Below are 17,079 nucleotides of genomic sequence, written 5' to 3'. Positions count from 1 at the left end.
GCTTCAGTCCTGCGAGCGGTCGCGGCGCAGCACATAGAATGCGCCCGCCGCAAGCCCCGCAGCCATTGCGAACCATGTCAGCGCATAGCTAAGATGGTTGTTGCGGAAACTGACGACCGTCAGCCCGCCCACCGGCAATTGCCCGGCCTGCCCCGCATCTGCGTCGATGAAATAGGGCGCATGGTCGGGCACGTCGAACGTGTCCGACAAAGCCTGCACGTCGCGCGAATACCAGCGGTCGCCCGCCGGATCATTCGCGCGCAGAAACGCGCCATCCGGCTGGGTGATGCGCAAAAGCCCGGTTATCTGCTGCACGCCTTCGGGGCGGCTGCGCTGCGACGCCTCGCGTCGGTCCGAGGGCACGAAGCCCCGGTTGATCCAGACCGACCAGCCTTCGGGCGTGGCCAGCGGGGTCATGACCCAGAAGCCCGCGCCCTGCGAGGTGACGGCCTGCACCAGCACCTCATCGGCATAATCGAAGCTGCCCGACACGGCGATGCGGCGATATTCATCGGCCTGCGCGGTGATGTCGTCCCAGTTTTCGACGCCGGGGGCCGGGGTCGCGGGGGCTGTCACCCGCGCCTCGACCCGGGCGATCAGATCGGTTTTCCAGGCCAGACGCTGCACCTGCCAGATGCCCAGCCCCAGAAGCACAACGACGCCTGCCATCATGGCAAGCGCCGTCAGCGCCCAGACCGTTTTCGATCTGGGCCCGCGCGACCCGTCCGGGGTCGCGTCCTCGTTCATCACGGCATGACCTGCAATTCGTGGTTCATCTGCGGCATCATGTTGGTGTTCAGGTGGAACATGACCCATAGCGAGCCTGCGATCATGATGACCACGACAACGATGGTGAAGATGGTGGACAGCAGCGTCCAGCCTTCTTCCGCGTTGCTGTCCATGTGCAGGAAATAGATCATGTGGACCAGAACCTGCGCCACGGCACACAGAACCACCACGGCGATGGTCCAGAACCGGCTGTCGAAGCCGCCGCCCATGACGATCCCGAACGGGATCACCGTCAGGATCACGGCAAGGACGAAGCCCGTCACATAGCCCCGATAGGTGGTGTGTTCGGCATGATCGCCATGGCCGTGATGCGCGTCATGATGGTTGTGCGAATGTGCCATCAGATCATCCCCATCAGATAGACAAAGGTGAAGACGCCGATCCAGATCAGGTCAAGGAAGTGCCAGAACAGGCTCAGGCACATCAGGCGGCGCATATTGGCCTGATGCAGACCAAACTTGTAAACCTGCACCATCAGCGTCACCAGCCAGATCGAGCCGAAGGTGACGTGCAGACCGTGCGTGCCGACCAGCGTGAAGAAGGCCGACAGGAAGGCCGAGCGCTGCGGTCCCGCCCCGACATGGATCAGGTGGTGGAACTCGTAAAGCTCGATCGCCAGGAAGCACAGGCCAAAGAACAGCGTCACACCCAGCCAGCGCAGCGTGCTTTGCTTGTTGCCCTTGTAGGCCGCGATCATCGCGAAACCATAGGTGATCGACGAAAACAGCAGCATGGCCGTGTTCAGCGCGATCAGCTCAAGGTCGAACAGATCCTTGGGGCCGGGACCGGCCGCAAAGTTTCCGTGCAGCACGCCATAGGTCGCGAAAAGAACCGCGAACATCAGGCAGTCGCTCATCAGATAGACCCAGAAGCCGATATTGGTCGAGGCGCCTTCAGGGTGATGATGCGGCTCGGTTTCCCAGTAATCGGCCGGGGCTTGCAGTTGGGTTGCGGTGCTCATCGTCTCAGGCCCCCTGTGCCAGCTGACGGTCGCGCGCGTCTTCCACGGCCCGGACCTCATCGGCGGGGATGTAGTAATCGCGGTCGTAGTTGAAGGTGTGATAGATCGAATAGCCGACGATGCCGATGAAGGACACGATCGCGAGCCACCAGATATACCAGATCATGGCCATGCCGAAGACGGTGCAGAGCGCGGCGATGATCACCCCCGAGCCGGTGTAACGCGGCATGTGGATCGGGATGTAATCGGCCTTGGGACGCTGGGCGCCGGCAGCCTTCATCTCGGACCAGGCATCCAGCCCGTGCACGACAGGGGTGAAGGCGAAGTTATAGCTGGGCGGCGGCGACGAAGTCGCCCATTCCAGCGAACGCCCACCCCACGGATCGCCCGAGTTGTCGCGGTATTCCGGCTCGTTGCGTTTCCAGATCGAGATGCCGAACTGCAGGAACATCGCTCCGATGCCAGCCGCGATCAGCACCGCGCCGAAGGCTGCAATGATGAACCAGATCTGCAGGCTGGGATCGTCGAAGACGCGCATCCGGCGGGTCACACCCATCAGGCCAAGGATGTAGAGCGGCGTGAAGGCAACCCAGAAGCCGATGACCCAGCACCAGAAGCTGACTTTGCCCCAGAACACGTTCAGCTTGAAGCCGAAGGCCTTGGGCCACCAGAAGTTGATCGCCGCGAAGACCCCGAACACCACGCCGCCGATGATGACGTTATGGAAGTGCGCGATCAGGAACAGCGAGTTGTGCAGCACGAAGTCCGCCGGAGGAACGGCCAGCAGAACGCCGGTCATGCCGCCGATGGTGAAGGTCAGCATGAACGCGATCACCCACATCATCGGCAGGTCGTAACGGACCCGGCCATGATACATGGTGAACAGCCAGTTGAAGATCTTCGCGCCCGTCGGGATCGAGATGATCATCGTGGTGATCCCGAAGAACGAGTTCACGGATGCGCCCGAGCCCATGGTGAAGAAGTGGTGCAGCCACACGACATAGGACAGCACCGTGATGCAGACCGTCGCATAGACCATCGAGGTATAGCCGAACAGGCGCTTGCCCGAGAAGGTCGAGGTGATTTCCGAGAACACGCCGAACAGCGGCAGGATCAGGATGTAAACCTCGGGGTGGCCCCAGATCCAGATGAGGTTGATATACATCATCGGGTTGCCACCAAGGTCATTGGTGAAGAAGTTCGTGCCCAGATAGCGGTCCAGCGTCAGCAGGATCAGCGTCATGGTCAGAATGGGGAACGAGGCCACGATCAGGATGTTCGTGCAGAAGGCGGTCCAGGTGAAGACGGGCATCTTCATCATGGTCATGCCGGGCGCACGCATCTTCAGGATCGTCACCATCAGGTTGATGCCCGACAGCGTCGTGCCGACCCCGGCGACCTGCAGGCCCCAGATATAATAGTCCACGCCGACATAGGGACTGTAGGCAATGCCCGACAGCGGCGGGAAGGCCAGCCAGCCGGTCTGCGCAAACTCACCCACGAACAGCGATGCCATCACGATCACCGCGCCGCCCACCGTCATCCAGAACGAGAAGTTGTTCAGGAACGGGAAGGACACGTCGCGGGCGCCGATCTGCAGCGGCACGACATAGTTCATCAGACCCGTGACGAAGGGCATCGCCACGAAAAAGATCATGATGACGCCATGCGCCGTGAAGATCTGGTCATAGTGGTGCGCGTTCAGATAGCCTTCGCTGCCGTTGAACGCCATGGCCTGCTGGGCGCGCATCATGATGGCGTCGGCAAAACCGCGCACGAACATGATCAGGCCAAGGATCATGTACATGATCCCGATCTTCTTGTGGTCGATCGAGGTGAACCACTCGTTCCAGAGATAACCCCAGAGCTTGAATTTCGTCAGCGCCCACAGCAGGGCCGCGCCACCGATGGCCACACCGACAAAGGTGATCCAAACGATGGGATCCTTCGGGATGGCGTCAAAGTTCAGGCGCCCCAGAAGGAAGGTAGTCTCGACATTGGCAGGAATGGCCATCTGGGACTCCGGTCAGAGTTTCGGCTCGGCGGCGTCATCGCGCCGAGCGTCCTGGATGATCCGCGGCATTTCGATGCCAAGGCGGTTTTCGGGGCGGGGCAAGGCGATGCCGCGCATCGGCGACTGGTCCTTGCGGATGACCGGCGCGTTCTCGCGCAGGTCGGCAAACATCTTGGCGCTGTCGGCCGGGGTGCAGAAGCCGGTGACCATGAAGGGCTGGCTGCCAAAGACCGGCCGGGCCACGCCGCGACGCACATCCTTGTCATGGGTCAGCTGCGCCATGTTCATGGTGCCTGCCAGACCCGTGCCGCCTTGCGCATCAAGCGCCATCATCTCGGCCATGCAGATCTTGCCGTCTTCGACGCACATGTTGACGATGCGGTCGAACAGCGACGGGTCCACCTCGCCGAAAGGCGTGGGCTTCACGTTTTCGCTGGGCGTTTCCAGTTCCAGAAACTTCGCGCGGTCCAGATTGGCACCGCTGGCGCGGGCTTCGTCGACCCAGGCGTCGAAACCGGCCTGATCCACGGCATGTGCCTTGAAGCGCATCCCAGAGAAGCCTGCGCCCGAATAATGCGAGGCAAGACCCTGATATTCGCCGGGGTTGTTGAAGACGCCGTGCAGCTTGGTTTCCATCCCCGGCATGGCATAGATCATGCCCGCCATCGCAGGGATGTAGAATGCGTTCATCACCGAGGTCGAGGTCAGGCTGAATTCCACCTCGCGGTCAACCGGCACGGCCATTTCATTGACCATGGCGATGCCCTGTTCGGGATAGATGAACAGCCATTTCCAGTCCAGCGCGACGACTTCGACGCGCAGCGGATCCTGATCGGGTACCGGCTGGCCTTCCGCGATGCGGTCAAGCGGGCGATACGGGTCCAACAGATGCGTGCCGACCCAGGTCATCGCGCCAAGGCAGATGACGATCAGCAGCGGCGCGGCCCAGATGACCAGCTCGAACTTGGTCGAATGGTCCCAGTCGGGCTTGTAGGTCGCGTTCTTGTTCGATGCGCGATAGCGCCATGCGAACAGGACGGTCAGCAGCATCACCGGAATAATGATGATAAGCATCAGCCAGGTCGAGGTCAGAAGCAGGTCCTTCTGACGCTCGGCCACGTCGCCGGAGGGCTTGAGCACCTCCATCTTACAGGCGGCCAAGGCAAGGAAAAGCGGGGCAAGCGCGACAAAGCGCGCCAAGCGGGGGAGTTTACGCATGATAGCCGTTACCTCACCTCAGAGGGGAGAAAAGGAGGGGATCGGTGGGCTCTACCCCCTAAGGGATGGGGCCGGTCGCAGACATAGGACAATTTGCCACACCCCTTACACCTTGAACATGACGGTTGACCATTAGAGTTTCGCGGCCTCTATTGCCCCCAAACGCCCCCTCGCCTCCCCCGTCGGGTCCTACAGAGGTCAGCCAGACATGAGCGCAGCAAACTCACACTCCTCCTTGCCCCGCGAGGCGAATTCCGATCATCACGTGTCGCCATCCGATATCGCGGTCGGCGTCGTCATCGGCCGGTCGTCGGAATTCTTCGACTTCTTCGTCTTCGCCATCGCATCGGTCATCGTATTCCCGCATCGGTATTTTTCCTTTGCAGATCCGCTGACTGCGACGCTTTGGTCCTTCGCGGTCTTCGCGCTGGCCTTCCTTGCACGCCCGCTTGGCACGGCCTTTTTCACCGTCATCGACCGCCGCTATGGCAAAAGCACCAAGCTGACGCTGGCGCTGCTCGTTCTGGGCACCTCGACCGTCGGCATGGGTCTGATCCCGTCCTATGAAAACATCGGCGCAGCTTCGATCTTCGTGCTGTGCCTGCTGCGAATCGGCCAGGGTTTTGCGCTTGGCGGCGCATGGGACGGCCTGCCCTCGCTGCTGGCGATCAACGCACCGCAGGGCAAGCGTGGCTTTTATGTCATGGTGCCGCAGCTTGGCGCCTTTGTCGGGCTGGGCGTCGCGGCCCTGCTGTTCGCCTATCTGCTGAACAACATGAGCCAGGCGGATTTCCTTGACTGGGGCTGGCGTTACCCGTTCTTCGTGGCCTTCGCGATCAACGTCGTGGCGCTGTTTGCCCGGCTGCGGATCGTGGTCACGCCGGAATATACCGAAGCCTTCGATTCGAATGAGCTGAAGCCCTCCAGCTTCCGCGCGGCCTTCGGGCAGGATGGCAGCACCATCCTGATCGGGGCCTTCGTGCCGCTGGCCAGCTTTGCGCTGTTTCACATCGTCACGGTGTTCCCGCTGTCCTGGGTCTATCTTTACACCAACGACAACCCCGCCAGCTTCCTGATCATCGAGGCGATTGCCGCCGCATGGGGCTTTCTTGCCGTCATCGCCTCGGGCGTGATCGCGGACCGCATCGGCCACCGCAAACTGCTGTATCGGGGTGCCATCGCCATTGCGGTATTCGCCGTGATCGCCCCCCTGTTGCTTCTGGGCGACAAGTTCGGTGAAGCGGTCTATATGACGGTCGGCGCGATCATTCTGGGCCTGAGCTTCGGCCAGTCCTCGGGTGCGGTCGCATCGCTGTTCCAGGCCAGCCGCCGCTATACCGGCTCGGCCGTGGTGTCGGATCTGGCATGGCTGTTCGGTGCGGGCTTTGCCCCGCTGGCCGCGCTGGCGCTGTCGGCATGGCTGGGTCTGTGGGCTGCTGGCCTGTATCTACTGTCGGGTTCGGTCTGCACCATTCTGGCGCTGCGCTATGCGCGCCGGGTGATGGCCCGCGCCAGCTGAGGCGATCTTGACCACGACATTCGGACGCCCGGCAGCGAAAGCTTGCCGGGCGTTTTTCTTGAAAACCCACCGAAAAGGTACTATCTAGATAGCTAGCTAGCTAGATGAAGGGCAATGCCATGTGGACGCTTCAGGACGCCAAGAACCGCTTTTCCGCCGTGGTGGACGCAGCCCTTGCCGGGCAACCGCAAGAGGTGTCGCGCCGGGGCAAGCCTGCCGTTGTCGTGCTGTCGGCGGATGAATATGCCCGGATGCGGGCCGCAGCCGGGGAAAAGCGTGGCTCTTTCATCACGCATCTGCTGAGCTTTCCCGGCGATCCCGACAGCCCCCGCCCCCAGATCACGCCGCGCGATGTCAGTTTCTGAATGCTGATTCTGGATACCAACGTGCTGTCGGCGCTGCGCCGCCCCGAGCGCAGCCCGAATGTCGCCGCATGGCTGGCGCGTCAGGATGAAACGCAACTGCACCTGTCCGTGGTGACACTGGGCGAAATCGAACGCGGCATCGCCCGGCAGGAAGAGCTGAACCCGCCCTTTGCCCGCGACCTGCGCGACTGGATCGCGCGCACGACGACGCTTTTCGCCGACCGGCTGCTGCCTTTCGGCGCGGACGAGGCACTGATCTGGGGCAGGCTTTCCGCGCGGATCGGTCATTCCGGTGCCGATTTGCTGATCGCGGCAACCGCCCTTGCACGGGATGCAACGGTCGTGACCGGCAATATCGCCGATTTTCGGCCCTCGGGCTGCCGTCTGACCGACCCGTTTGCCTGATCCACGCGGGAATCGCCCGATTCCATTCCGGCCCGCACGGTAAAACCGGAACTTTTTCATCACCTTCCGCGTCAAGGCGATGAGCCTATGCTTATTTCGGCGGCAGGTCTTACCACCGCGTGCCGCCATCACTACCATATGCTTCCAACAATTGCCGGAGATGCGTCATGGCGCCAGTGCTTATCAATCTGGTTGTGTTCGCCGCGTTGCTTTACGGGCTGTTCCGCCTGCAAAGCCGCGATCTTTCCCTGTCTGTCCGGGTGTTCATCGCCCTGATCCTTGGCACGCTGTTCGGTGTCGTGCTGCAACTGATCTATGGCCATGACGCGCCCGCGCTGCAGACCACGATCAATTGGGTCAATATCGTCGGCAATGGCTATGTGCAGCTGTTGCAGATGATCGTGATGCCGCTGGTCTTTGTGGCGATCCTGAATGCGGTGTCGAAACTGCATGACGCCTCGTCGCTGGGCAAGATCTCGACGCTGACGCTGGGCACGCTGCTGTTGACCACCGCGATCGCGGCGGCGGTCGGCATCGCCATGTCGCTGATCTTTGGCCTGACCGCCGAGGGGCTGGTGCAGGGCGCTGCCGAAACCGCGCGGCTCTCGACGCTGGAAAGCAGTTATGCCCCACGCGTCGCCGATCTGACTGTGCCGCAGCTGATCCTGTCCTTCATCCCGAAGAATCCCTTCGCGGATCTGACCGGCGCAAACCCGACCTCGATCATCTCGGTGGTGATCTTTGCGGCCTTCCTTGGCGTCGCGGCGATCCGGCTGGTCAAGCGGGACGCGGAAAAGGGCCGCAGCCTGCTGGCGCTGATCGACCTGCTGCAAAGCTGGATCGGCCAGCTGGTGCGGCTGATCATGATGCTGACGCCCTTTGGCGTCATGGCGCTGATGACCAAGGTGGCGGCGACCTCGAACGCCGCCGATATCCTGAACCTCGGGAAATTCGTCGTGGCCTCATATATCGGGCTGGCGATCATGTTCGGCGTGCATGCGATCCTGCTGACGATGACCGGGGTCAACCCGCTGAACTTCTTCCGCAAGGCGCTGCCGGTGCTGAGCTTTGCGTTTTCCAGCCGCTCCAGCGCCGCCTCGATCCCGCTGAATGTCGAGGTGCAGACCCGTCGTCTGGGTGTGCCGCCGACCATCGCCTCGTTCGCGGCAAGCTTTGGCGCGACCATCGGCCAGAATGGCTGCGCGGGGCTTTATCCGGCCATGCTGGCGGTGATGGTCGCGCCGACGGTCGGCATCAACCCGCTGGACCCGACATGGATCGCCACGCTGATCGCCATCGTCACCTTGTCATCGGCCGGTGTGGCGGGCGTCGGCGGCGGCGCGACGATGGCCGCGCTGATCGTGCTGCCGACCATGGGGCTGCCCGTGACGCTGGTGGCGCTGCTGATCTCGATCGAGCCGCTGATCGACATGGGCCGCACGGCGCTGAACGTCTCGGGGTCGATGACGGCGGGGACCGTCACCTCGCAGATCCTTGGCCAGACCGACCGCGCCGTCATGGACAGCACCGATACGGCAGACCTGCAAAACGCCTGATCCGCAGGCAGAAAAACCACAAAGGCCCCCGCGATGCCGGGGGCTTTTTTCCAGACGGGTTCCAGCGATGCGCGCCATGCGCTAACAGGATCGGGCCAGCCCAAGGAATGCAAGCCCATGCCCGAACAGCCCCCCGTCAATCCGACCATCCGCACCATCGCCATGCCCGCCGATACCAACCCGGCAGGCGACATCTTCGGCGGTTGGCTGATGAGCCAGATGGACCTTGCGGCAGGCTCGATCGCCGCGCTGACCGCACGCGGTCGCAGCGCCACCATCGCGGTCGAGGGCATGAAGTTTCACCGCCCCGTCAAGGTCGGCGACGAGGTGTCGCTTTACGCCGATCTGATCCATGTCGGCCGCACCTCGATGCGCATCCATGTCGAGGCATGGCGGCGCGAACGCGACAGCGACGACACCCAGCAGGTGACCGAGGCGACCTTCACCTTTGTCGCGATCAATGAAGATGGCAGCGCCCGCGCCGTCAGAGGCGACTGATCGGCACTCAGCCGTCCCGCCGCATGGCCTTGACGTGATCGACCATGGCGCGCAGCTTTGCAGGCATGTTCGCGCGGCTGGGAAAGAACAGATAGAACCCGGCAAAGGGCGGCAGGAAATCCTGCAGGATCGGCGTCAACTGTCCGCTGTCGATATAGGGGCGGAACGTCTCGTGCATGCCGAAGGTGATGCCTGCCCCGGCCAGCGCCGTGCGGATCATCAACTGCATGTCATTGGTGGTCAGATGCGGCGGCACGGCGACATCGAAGGCGCGCCCCGCCTCCTCGAATTCCCAGCGATAGGGCGAGGCATCGGGCGATGGCCGCCAGCCGATGCAGCGATGCGCGGTCAGGTCGCGGGGATGGCGGGGCGTGCCGTATTGCGCCAGATAGGCCGGTGCCGCCACGGCCACCTGCCGCTGCGGGCCGGTCAGGGGAATGGCGATCATGTCCTGCTGGATCACCTCGCCCAGCCGGATCCCGGCATCCAGCCCCGCCGCCACGATATCCGATTCGTCATCCGTCACGGTGACATCCAGCATCACATCGGGATAGGCCGCCAGAAATGAAGCGATCATCGGCCCGAACAGGAAACGCTCGGCGATCGAGGTGACGGCGATCCGCAAGGTGCCGCGCGGGGTCTGATCCAGCGCCAGATCGGCAAAGGCGCGGTCGATGCCGGCCAGCGCCTCGGCAGTGGTCAGGTGGAACCGCTCACCGGCTTCGGTCAGGCGCACGCTGCGCGTGGTGCGGCTAACCAGCGCGGTGCCGCAACTGTCCTCAAGCCGCCGGATCCCCTGACTGACCGCCGAGCGTGTGACACCCAGCCTGTCCGCTGCCGCGCGGAAATTGCCGCCTTTCGCAACGGCATCTAAGATCCGCAACAGGTTCAGATCCGTCATTGTCCAGCACTGCTAACCGCCAAGGCCAGAACCTGGCAGGTAGTAGGCGACAAAGCAACGGCCATATCCTTGGCACACCAACCAAGGAGACTGTCATGGACAAGGTCATTCTGGTCACCGGCGCCTCAAGCGGGATCGGCATGGGCATTGCGCGTGAACTTGCGGCAGCCGGGGCAAAGATCATGATCGGCGCCCGCCGGACCGAACGGCTGGCCGCATTGGCGCAGGACCTGCGGGCGAAAGGCGGCGAGGTGCGGCACCGCGCGCACCGCGCGCTGGACGTGACGCAACCCGACGATCTGGTCGCGTTCGCACAGGCCGCGCGTGCGGAATGGGGCCGGATCGATGCCATCGTCAACAATGCGGGCGTGATGCCGCTGTCCGAGCTTGCGGCGGTAAAGGTCAACGAATGGGACCGGATGATCGACGTGAACATCAAGGGCGTGCTTTACGGCATCGCCGCCGTGCTGCCCGAAATGACGGCGCGCGGCGCGGGGCATATCGTCAACATCGCCTCGATCGGGGCTCTGGCGGTTTCACCGACCGCTGCGGTCTATTGCGCCAAGAAACACGCGGTGCGGGCCATTTCGGACGGGCTGCGGCAGGAACGCCCCGACATCCGCGTGACCTGCATCAATCCCGGCGTGGTGGAAAGCGAACTTGCCGGGACCATCACCGATCCGGCGGCTGCCGAACTGATGCGATCATACCGCGCCATCGCGCTGCAACCCGACGCCATCGGACGCGCGGTGCGGTTCGCGCTGGAACAGCCCGAGGATGTCGACGTGAACGAAATCACCCTGCGCCCCACATTGATGAAAGGATGACACCATGACGCGCAATCTGATCATCGCGGCGCTGACCGCAGGCAGCCTTGAGGCGGCATCGGCCCAGACCGCCCATCCCTATCTGGGTCTGTGGGTCACGGCAGACGGGCATGTCCGTCAGGAACTGCGCCCCGACAACCGATATGTCGAGGCACGTGGCACGCGCGAGGCGGCCTATACCGGCAGATACCAGATCACCGGCGACCGCATCGAATATTGGGACGATACCGGCTTCACGGCGGATGGGCGTTTTGTCGATGGCGTGCTGCACCATGCCGGAATGGTCATGACACGCAGCGAGTGATTTTTATTGGTCAACGGAAGATGCGTCGAAAGGCGGCGGCACGGGCCGCCGTCATTCAGGCGTCTTTTGTTCGGCGTCGATCTGGGCCACGATCATCTCGAACGCGGCATCCACTTCTTCGTCAGTCAAATCGTGGGCGATATGCTTTTCCGCAGCGACCAATGGGCCGCGCGCGGTGTCGGAACGCGGGTTTTCCACATGAAACCCTCCATCACACCTGTTCGATGATTCGGACGGGATATCTCCAACTTACAGGTTATCCGCCGAAATAGCGAACATCATGGCAACGGCTGACATAAGTTAAGCTTGCGGCAAAAGGCCTTAGCCCGGTCTGGTCCCGCTGCCGCAGCAAAAGGCAGCGGGCGTGGCGGGGGCGTGAAAACCGCCGCGACGAATTGACCTGACGCGCCGCGCGGTGCTGATCTGCGGCAGCGCAGCGACCATCGGGACATGAGCATGAAGATCCTCGTCTTTCAGCACCTTGCCGTCGAACATCCCGGCATCTTCCGCGATTTCTGGGCCGAAGACGGTCACAGCGTCCATATCGCCGCGCTGGACGAAGGCGCAGCCATTCCCGATCTGGAAGGTTTCGATCTGCTGGCCGTGATGGGCGGGCCGATGGATGTCTGGGACACCGACGCCCACCCATGGCTGGTGCCGGAAATGGCCGCGATCCGGCATTGGGTCCGTGATCTGGCGCGGCCTTATCTGGGGATCTGTCTGGGGCATCAGCTTCTGGCGCAGGCTTTGGGCGGAACTGTCGGACTGATGGCCGCGCCCGAGGTCGGAATTACCATGACGCAGCTGTCAGATGCGGGCCGCGACGATCCGCTGTTTCGCGGCCTGCCGCCGGATCTTCAGGTCTTTCAATGGCATGGCGCCGAGGTGCAGGTCTTGCGAGAGGGCGGTGTCGTGCTGGCCGGAAATGCCGCCTGCCCGGTGCAGGCCCTGCGCGTCGGGCAACACGCCTGGGGCATCCAGTTCCATATCGAGATGACGCCCAGCACCGTCGCGGAATGGAGCGCGGTTCCCGAATATGCCGCAAGCATGCAGCGCGCCTTGGGCGCAAGCCGCGCGGCGGGACTGCAGGCCGAACTTGCAGGACACCTGCCAGCCTTCAACCGCATGGCCCGCAGCATCAACGACAATCTTTTCGGCGTTATCAGCTAGTTGAACGCCCAGCCTTAACCGGCACAGGGGTCGCAGCTTGGGAAACCAAACCGCGACCGCCCATTCCATCCGCAAATCGGAACGCGATCTGCACGGTTTTCATGCAGCCATCGAGCCGCGCCGGATTTTCCCATCGCGCCATATAATTTCATTTGAGGAAACTCATATTCCTGTTAAGCAACAACCCACGACATTCTTTGCACGGAGAAGAACATGTGCGGCATCGTTGGCCTGTTCCTGAAGAAAGAGGATCTGCGCCCGCAACTGGGCGAGTTGCTGACCGACATGCTTATCACCATGACCGATCGCGGCCCCGACAGCGCCGGGATCGCGATCTATGGCGATGACAGCGGCAAGCTGAAGATCACCGTCCAGTCCGACACGCCGGACGACACCTTCGCCGGTCTGGACAGCGCGCTGTCGGCGGCGGTGGATGGCCCCGTGTCGATGCGGGTGATCGACACCCATGCCGTGCTGACCCTGCCCGACGGTGCCGAGGCGCAGGCTCGCGCGTTCCTGACCGAAAAAGGCATCCGCATCATGGGCGCCGGTCAGTCGATGGAGATCTATAAGGAAGTCGGCCTGCCCAAGGATGTCGCCGCACGCTTTGCGCTGCGCGACATGGCGGGCAGCCACGGCATCGGCCACACGCGGATGGCCACCGAAAGCGCGGTGACGACCATGGGCGCGCACCCGTTCTCGACCGGGGCGGACCAGTGCCTTGTGCATAACGGCTCGTTGTCGAACCATGCCGGGATGCGGCGTGAACTGGCGGCCAAGGGCTTTACCACCCAGACGCAGAACGACACCGAAGTCGCCGCGACCTATATCTCGTCCCGTCTGGCCGCAGGGGCCAATCTGGGTCAGGCGCTGGAAGGCACGCTGGACGATCTGGACGGCTTCTTCACCTTCGTCGTCGGCACCAAGAACGGCTTCGGCGTGGTGCGCGATCCCATCGCCTGCAAACCCGCCGTGATGGCCGAGACCGAGGATTACGTGGCCTTTGGCAGCGAATACCGCGCCCTGGCCAATCTGCCGGGCATCGAAAATGCCCGCGTCTGGGAACCCGAACCCGCCACCGTCTATTTCTGGGAGCGTTGATCCATGCAGACCATCGACATGGCCACCACCGAACTGCGCGAACTGAACAGCACGCTTCAGGCGCAGGCCAATGAAACCAACCAGACCGCATGGGTCATCGAAAACCCCAAGGGCGCGCATGCCATCGCCGTCGGTCTTGATGCGCCGATCGAGGTGACGGTCAAAGGCTCGACCGGCTATTACTGCGCGGGCATGAACAAGCAGGCCACCGTCCATGTCACCGGCTCGGCCGGGCCGGGTGTTGCGGAAAACATGATGTCGGGCACCGTCATCATCGACGGCGATGCCAGCCAATATGCCGGCGCGACCGGCAATGGCGGGCTTCTGGTCATCAAGGGCAATGCCTCGTCGCGCTGCGGCATCTCGATGAAGGGCATCGACATCGTGGTGCATGGCAATATCGGCCATATGTCGGCCTTCATGGCGCAGTCGGGCAATCTGGTCGTCTGCGGCGATGCGGGCGATGCGCTGGGGGATTCGCTGTATGAGGCGCGGCTTTTCGTGCGCGGCTCGGTGAAATCGCTGGGGGCCGACTGCATCGAAAAAGAGATGCGCCCCGAACATCTGCAGATCCTTGCCGATCTGCTGTCGCGCGCCGAAAGCGACGCCAAGCCCGAGGACTTCAAGCGCTATGGCTCGGCCCGCAAGCTTTACAATTTCCACGTCGATCACGCAGGCGCCTACTGATGAGGGATATCATGGACAAGACCCCGCAAACCCTGCCCCGCGACAGCTGGACCTATTCCTCCGAGATCAACGCCGAAATCCGCCGCGCCGCCGATACCGGCATCTATGATATCCGGGGCGGTGGCGCGAAACGCCGCGTGCCGCATTTCGACGATCTGCTGTTTCTGGGCGCGTCCATGTCGCGTTACCCGCTGGAAGGCTATCGCGAGAAATGCGACACCTCGGTCGTGCTGGGCACGCGCTTTGCCAAAAAGCCCATCGAGCTGAAGATCCCCGTGACCATTGCCGGCATGTCCTTCGGCGCGCTGTCCGGCCCCGCCAAAGAGGCGCTGGGACGCGGCGCGACCATGGCGGGCACCTCGACCACCACGGGCGATGGCGGCATGACCAATGAGGAACGCGGCCATTCCGAAAAGCTGGTCTATCAGTATCTGCCCAGCCGTTACGGCATGAACCCCGACGATCTGCGCCGCGCCGACGCCATCGAAATCGTGGTCGGCCAAGGCGCAAAGCCCGGCGGCGGCGGCATGCTGCTGGGCCAGAAGATCACCGAGCGCGTGGCCAAGATGCGCAACCTGCCCATCGGCATCGACCAGCGGTCCGCCTGCCGTCACCCCGACTGGACCGGCCCGGACGATCTGGAGATCAAGATCCTTGAGATCCGCGAGATCACCAATTGGGAAAAACCGATCTATATCAAGATCGGCGGCGCACGGCCCTATTACGACACCGCGCTGGCGGTGAAGGCCGGGGCCGATGTGGTGGTGCTGGACGGGATGCAGGGCGGCACGGCTGCCACGCAGGACGTGTTCATCGAAAACGTCGGACAGCCGACGCTGGCCTGTATCCGCCCCGCCGTGAAGGCGCTGCAGGATCTGGGGATGCATCGCAAGGTCCAGCTTGTCGTCTCGGGCGGGATCCGCACCGGCGCGGATGTGGCCAAGGCTCTGGCGCTTGGCGCGGATGCGGTTGCCATCGGCACGGCAGCGCTGATCGCGCTTGGCGAAAACGACCCGAAATGGGCCGCTGAATACGAGGCGCTGGGGACCACCGCCGCCGCCTATGACGACTGGCACGAAGGCAAGGATCCGGCGGGCATCACCACGCAGGATCCCGAACTGATGAAGCGTCTGGACCCGATCGAGGCCGGGCGTCGGCTGCGCAACTATCTGGCCGTGCTGACGCTGGAATGCCAGACCATCGCGCGGGCCTGTGGCAAAAGCCATGTGCACAACCTTGAACCCGAGGATCTGTGCGCACTGACCCTAGAAGCCGCCGCCATGGCGGGCGTGCCCTTGGCGGGCACAAGCTGGATCCCCGGTCAGTCCGGCTTCTGATCCAAGACCAGAAGGGCGGGGCCAAGCCCCCCGCCCCGGTGCTTCATGCCAATCAACAGGGAACGGAAATGACCGATCTTGCCGAATTCGCCCGCGAAAAGGGCATCAAATACTTCATGATTTCCTATACCGACCTGTTCGGCGGTCAGCGCGCCAAACTGGTTCCGGCGCAGGCCATTGCCGACATGCAGGCCGATGGTGCGGGCTTTGCCGGGTTTGCCACATGGCTGGACCTGACGCCCGCGCATCCCGACATGATAGCCCTGCCCGACGCCTCCTCGGTGATCCAGCTGCCGTGGAAAAAGGACGTGGCATGGGTCGCCTCGAACTGCGTGATGGCGGGCGGCGGTCCGCTGGATCAGGCGCCGCGCAACGTGCTGGCCCGTCTGGTGACTGAGGCCGCCGATCTGGGCCTTGAGGTCAAGACCGGGGTCGAGCCGGAATTCTTCCTGCTGACCCCCGAGGGCACGGCGATTTCGGACGCCGCCGATACCGCCGTCAAACCCTGCTACGACCAGCAGGCGGTCATGCGCCGCTATGACGTGATCGCAGAGATCTGCGACTATATGCTGGAGCTGGGCTGGGAGGCCTATCAGAACGACCACGAGGATGCGAACGGCCAGTTCGAGATGAACTGGAAATATGACGGCGCCATGGCCACCGCCGACAAGCACAGCTTCTTCAAGTTCATGACCCGCTCGGTCGCGGAAAAGCACGGGCTGCGCGCGACCTTCATGCCCAAGCCGATCATGGGGCTGACGGGGAATGGCTGCCACGCGCATATCTCGGTCTGGACCAAGGACGGCAAGAACGCCTTTGCCGATGACAGCAAGGAACTGTCGCTGTCCGATCAGGGCCGGCATTTCCTTGGCGGCATCATGAAACACGCCTCGGCGCTGGCCGCGATCACCAACCCGACGGTGAACAGCTACAAGCGCATCAATGCACCGCGCACCACCTCGGGCGCGACATGGGCGCCGAATTCGGTGACCTGGACCGGGAATAACCGCACGCATATGGTGCGCGTCCCCGGCCCCGGCCGGTTCGAATTGCGCCTGCCCGATGGGGCGGTCAACCCCTATCTGCTGCAGGCCGTCATCATCGCGGCCGGGCTCTCGGGGCTGAAATCCAAGGCCGATCCGGGCAAGCGCTGGGATATCGACATGTATGCCGAAGGCCACAAGGTCACGGATGCGCCGAAGCTGCCGCTGAACCTCTTGGACGCCATCCGCGCCTTTGATGCGGATGACGGCCTGAAACAGGCCATTGGCGCGGATTTCTCGGCGGCCTATATCAAGCTGAAGACGCAGGAATGGAACGCCTATACCGCGCATCTGACGCAGTGGGAACGCGACAACACCCTCGACATCTAAGCCACAGTTGCGCCAATTTGGCGCAATTGGTTCAATCCCCGATGGCAATCTTTC

Annotated in this window: 19 protein-coding genes; 12 read left to right on the top strand and 7 right to left on the bottom strand. The window is 62.9% G+C overall.

The window, feature by feature from the left end; all coding sequences use genetic code 11:
* Positions 1 to 3: 3 nt before the first annotated feature.
* Genes GL284_RS14625 through cyoA form a run of 5 tightly spaced genes read right to left on the bottom strand, consistent with a single transcriptional unit; the run spans position 4 to position 4,982 of the window.
* Positions 4 to 747 (bottom strand): SURF1 family protein, encoded by a 744-nt coding sequence (locus GL284_RS14625; RefSeq protein WP_230383091.1) that lies wholly within the window; start codon positions 745 to 747, stop codon positions 4 to 6.
* The gene (gene cyoD, locus GL284_RS14620) at positions 747 to 1,130 is read right to left on the bottom strand and encodes a cytochrome o ubiquinol oxidase subunit IV (protein WP_230383092.1); all 384 of its coding nucleotides are present in this window, start codon (positions 1,128 to 1,130) and stop codon (positions 747 to 749) included. The genes GL284_RS14625 and cyoD overlap by 1 nt, the downstream gene beginning before the upstream one ends.
* On the bottom strand, positions 1,130 to 1,750 hold the full coding sequence (gene cyoC / locus GL284_RS14615) for a cytochrome o ubiquinol oxidase subunit III (RefSeq protein ID WP_155045378.1): 621 nt from the start codon (positions 1,748 to 1,750) through the stop codon (positions 1,130 to 1,132). The genes cyoD and cyoC overlap by 1 nt, the downstream gene beginning before the upstream one ends.
* Positions 1,751 to 1,754: 4 nt before the next feature.
* Entirely contained in the window at positions 1,755 to 3,764 is a 2,010-nt protein-coding gene (gene cyoB / locus GL284_RS14610) for a cytochrome o ubiquinol oxidase subunit I (protein WP_155045377.1), read from the bottom strand.
* A gap of 12 nt (positions 3,765 to 3,776) precedes the next feature.
* Complete coding sequence (gene cyoA / locus GL284_RS14605; protein WP_155045376.1) at positions 3,777 to 4,982, bottom strand: ubiquinol oxidase subunit II; 1,206 nt, start codon at positions 4,980 to 4,982, stop codon at positions 3,777 to 3,779.
* Positions 4,983 to 5,247: 265 nt separating this feature from the next.
* Between cyoA and GL284_RS14600 the strand changes: the two genes are divergently transcribed.
* The 5 genes from GL284_RS14600 (at position 5,248) to GL284_RS14580 (ending at position 9,325) form a co-directional block, all read left to right on the top strand.
* On the top strand, positions 5,248 to 6,501 hold the full coding sequence (locus tag GL284_RS14600; RefSeq protein WP_341870410.1) for an MFS transporter: 1,254 nt from the start codon (positions 5,248 to 5,250) through the stop codon (positions 6,499 to 6,501).
* Positions 6,502 to 6,620: 119 nt separating this feature from the next.
* The gene (locus GL284_RS14595; RefSeq protein ID WP_155045374.1) at positions 6,621 to 6,866 is read left to right on the top strand and encodes a type II toxin-antitoxin system Phd/YefM family antitoxin; all 246 of its coding nucleotides are present in this window, start codon (positions 6,621 to 6,623) and stop codon (positions 6,864 to 6,866) included.
* Entirely contained in the window at positions 6,867 to 7,271 is a 405-nt protein-coding gene (locus tag GL284_RS14590) for a type II toxin-antitoxin system VapC family toxin (RefSeq protein WP_155045373.1), read from the top strand.
* Between the two features lie 167 nt (positions 7,272 to 7,438).
* Positions 7,439 to 8,827 (top strand): L-cystine transporter, encoded by a 1,389-nt coding sequence (locus GL284_RS14585; protein WP_155045372.1) that lies wholly within the window; start codon positions 7,439 to 7,441, stop codon positions 8,825 to 8,827.
* A 117-nt stretch (positions 8,828 to 8,944) separates the two neighbouring features.
* A complete protein-coding gene (locus GL284_RS14580) occupies positions 8,945 to 9,325 on the top strand; it encodes an acyl-CoA thioesterase (RefSeq protein ID WP_155045371.1) in 381 nt (126 codons plus the stop codon).
* 7 nt (positions 9,326 to 9,332) lie between these two features.
* Here GL284_RS14580 and GL284_RS14575 read toward each other — a convergent pair whose 3' ends face one another.
* The gene (locus GL284_RS14575; RefSeq protein ID WP_155045370.1) at positions 9,333 to 10,226 is read right to left on the bottom strand and encodes a LysR family transcriptional regulator; all 894 of its coding nucleotides are present in this window, start codon (positions 10,224 to 10,226) and stop codon (positions 9,333 to 9,335) included.
* Positions 10,227 to 10,321: 95 nt separating this feature from the next.
* Between GL284_RS14575 and GL284_RS14570 the strand changes: the two genes are divergently transcribed.
* Both GL284_RS14570 and GL284_RS14565 read left to right on the top strand, forming a co-directional pair.
* On the top strand, positions 10,322 to 11,053 hold the full coding sequence (locus tag GL284_RS14570) for an SDR family oxidoreductase (RefSeq protein ID WP_155045369.1): 732 nt from the start codon (positions 10,322 to 10,324) through the stop codon (positions 11,051 to 11,053).
* 4 nt (positions 11,054 to 11,057) lie between these two features.
* Positions 11,058 to 11,357 (top strand): Atu4866 domain-containing protein, encoded by a 300-nt coding sequence (locus tag GL284_RS14565; protein ID WP_155045368.1) that lies wholly within the window; start codon positions 11,058 to 11,060, stop codon positions 11,355 to 11,357.
* Between the two features lie 51 nt (positions 11,358 to 11,408).
* Here the strand turns inward: GL284_RS14565 and GL284_RS14560 are convergent, their stop codons facing one another.
* Positions 11,409 to 11,555, bottom strand: coding sequence for a hypothetical protein (locus tag GL284_RS14560; protein WP_155045367.1), 147 nt, complete (start codon positions 11,553 to 11,555; stop codon positions 11,409 to 11,411).
* 258 nt (positions 11,556 to 11,813) lie between these two features.
* On the opposite strand from GL284_RS14560, the gene GL284_RS14555 reads away from it, so the two are divergent.
* The 5 genes from GL284_RS14555 (at position 11,814) to glnT (ending at position 17,025) form a co-directional block, all read left to right on the top strand.
* A complete protein-coding gene (locus tag GL284_RS14555; RefSeq protein ID WP_155045366.1) occupies positions 11,814 to 12,527 on the top strand; it encodes a type 1 glutamine amidotransferase in 714 nt (237 codons plus the stop codon).
* Between the two features lie 213 nt (positions 12,528 to 12,740).
* Positions 12,741 to 13,628 carry a class II glutamine amidotransferase gene (locus GL284_RS14550; RefSeq protein ID WP_155045365.1) on the top strand — a complete coding sequence of 296 codons (888 nt, stop codon included), beginning with the start codon at positions 12,741 to 12,743 and terminating at the stop codon, positions 13,626 to 13,628.
* A gap of 3 nt (positions 13,629 to 13,631) precedes the next feature.
* Complete coding sequence (locus tag GL284_RS14545) at positions 13,632 to 14,315, top strand: GltB/FmdC/FwdC-like GXGXG domain-containing protein (RefSeq protein WP_155045364.1); 684 nt, start codon at positions 13,632 to 13,634, stop codon at positions 14,313 to 14,315.
* 11 nt (positions 14,316 to 14,326) lie between these two features.
* Positions 14,327 to 15,652, top strand: a complete 1,326-nt coding sequence (locus GL284_RS14540) for an FMN-binding glutamate synthase family protein (protein ID WP_155045363.1) — start codon at positions 14,327 to 14,329, stop codon at positions 15,650 to 15,652.
* Between the two features lie 68 nt (positions 15,653 to 15,720).
* On the top strand, positions 15,721 to 17,025 hold the full coding sequence (gene glnT, locus GL284_RS14535; protein WP_155045362.1) for a type III glutamate--ammonia ligase: 1,305 nt from the start codon (positions 15,721 to 15,723) through the stop codon (positions 17,023 to 17,025).
* Positions 17,026 to 17,079 lie beyond the last annotated feature (54 nt).

Source organism: Paracoccus shanxieyensis, assembly GCF_009711265.1.
In the GTDB taxonomy this organism is placed as follows: domain Bacteria; phylum Pseudomonadota; class Alphaproteobacteria; order Rhodobacterales; family Rhodobacteraceae; genus Paracoccus; species Paracoccus shanxieyensis.
The sequence above is the reverse complement of the archived record's forward strand: the minus strand, read 5'-3'. Positions and strand labels throughout refer to the sequence as shown.